General features: G+C 49.3%; 1 protein-coding gene. It reads left to right on the plus strand.

What is annotated here, in order from left to right:
* A partial coding sequence (locus tag QNI22_RS40095; protein WP_474004541.1) for a fibronectin type III domain-containing protein occupies positions 1 to 1,477 on the plus strand: 1,477 nt, incomplete at both ends.

Raw genomic sequence — 1,477 nt, forward strand, 5'->3', positions numbered from 1 at the left:
TTTGAGTGGAAAACCGTTTGTGAACAGGTGCGGGCTCAACCCTATGATGTGGTTTTCAAAGCAGAAGACAATGCTCCGGTTCCCAACCAGCTGACCGATACTAAAACCTGGCGTATCACAGTGGTGGGTCCTGCGGTAACCAACCTGCGTGCAACAGTTCAGGCCAATGCTATTCGCTTAGACTGGGATCGGTATAGCTGTGCCAATGCCACCCAGCTGCTCATCTGGCGCAAACAAGGCTGTTCCCCTGACCAGATCGACCCCTGTGCCAAATCTGTTCCCGCTGGCTACACGCTGGTAGGAAGAGTAACCGCTTCGAGCACTTCGTTTGTCGATCAGACAGTGAAAAAAGGGATTCAGTATGCTTATCGGGTCAGTGCAGCTTTCACGGGTACTTCAGGTGGTTCGGGTATTCTCTCGGATCAGGTGTGTGCCCGACTCAAACTCACTGTTCCGATCATCACCCAGGTGTCTGTAACCAAAACCGATCTGACACAGGGACAAATCCGGGTACGGTGGGCACAACCGCTCGAAATCGATCCGGCCCAAATCCCTGGTCCGTATCGGTATCAGGTGTTTCGGGCCAGTGGGTTTTCCACTAGTTTCGGATCGACTCCGGTGTATAGCACCGACTGGCAAAGCAGCATTCCAGCTCCGACATCGTATCTGAGTTTTACCGATAGTGGCTTAAACACTGAAGTGAATCCATACACATATGTAGTGGTGTTGCTTTCGTCGAATGGAGCGCGGGCAGATTCCTCTCAGCCCGCTTCGAGTGTTCGCTTGTCGGCCACTCCATTGCCCAATGCCATTCAGTTAAACTGGACAGCGCAGGTACCATGGGATAATACCAACTCGACACATATTGTCTACCGGGAAGATCAGACCAAAAAGAATCAGGTGCCCAAAGTCTATGTCAAACTGGCCGAAGTACCTGTGACCAGCACAGCCAGTTTCACCTACCTTGACACAGGCAATGGGATCAAACTCAACAAGGATTCACTCTATTGTTATTATGTGGAGACAGTCGGCACCTACAATGAACCGTTACTGGAGGATCCATTGCGAAACCTGTCTCAGGAATTATGTAGTTCACCGTTGGATACCATCAAACCGTGTGCGGTGGTGTTAGCCATTGATCCGACTCCGTGTGGGCAATGGGTATCCGAAGAAGGTAGTCCGTCTCCTTCGTTTTGTAGTGTGAGCACGTACTCGAATCATTTGAGCTGGGTGTATCCGCAAAGTGAAGGAGATAAAGAATGTGATAAAGATGTATCGCGCTACCGGATTTATTACAAGCGCTATGAAGAAGACAGTGAGTTTACTTTAATCGACAGTGTATGGAGTCCTGTTCAGGTGTATGACCATATGAATCTAAGCTCATTTGCCGGATGTTATTATGTGACAGTGGTAGACCGAAGTGGCAATGAGAGTGCTCCAAGCAACATTGTTTGTCAGGATAATTGTCCTTACTATG

Source organism: Xanthocytophaga agilis (assembly GCF_030068605.1).
Classification (GTDB): Bacteria; Bacteroidota; Bacteroidia; order Cytophagales; family 172606-1; genus Xanthocytophaga; species Xanthocytophaga agilis.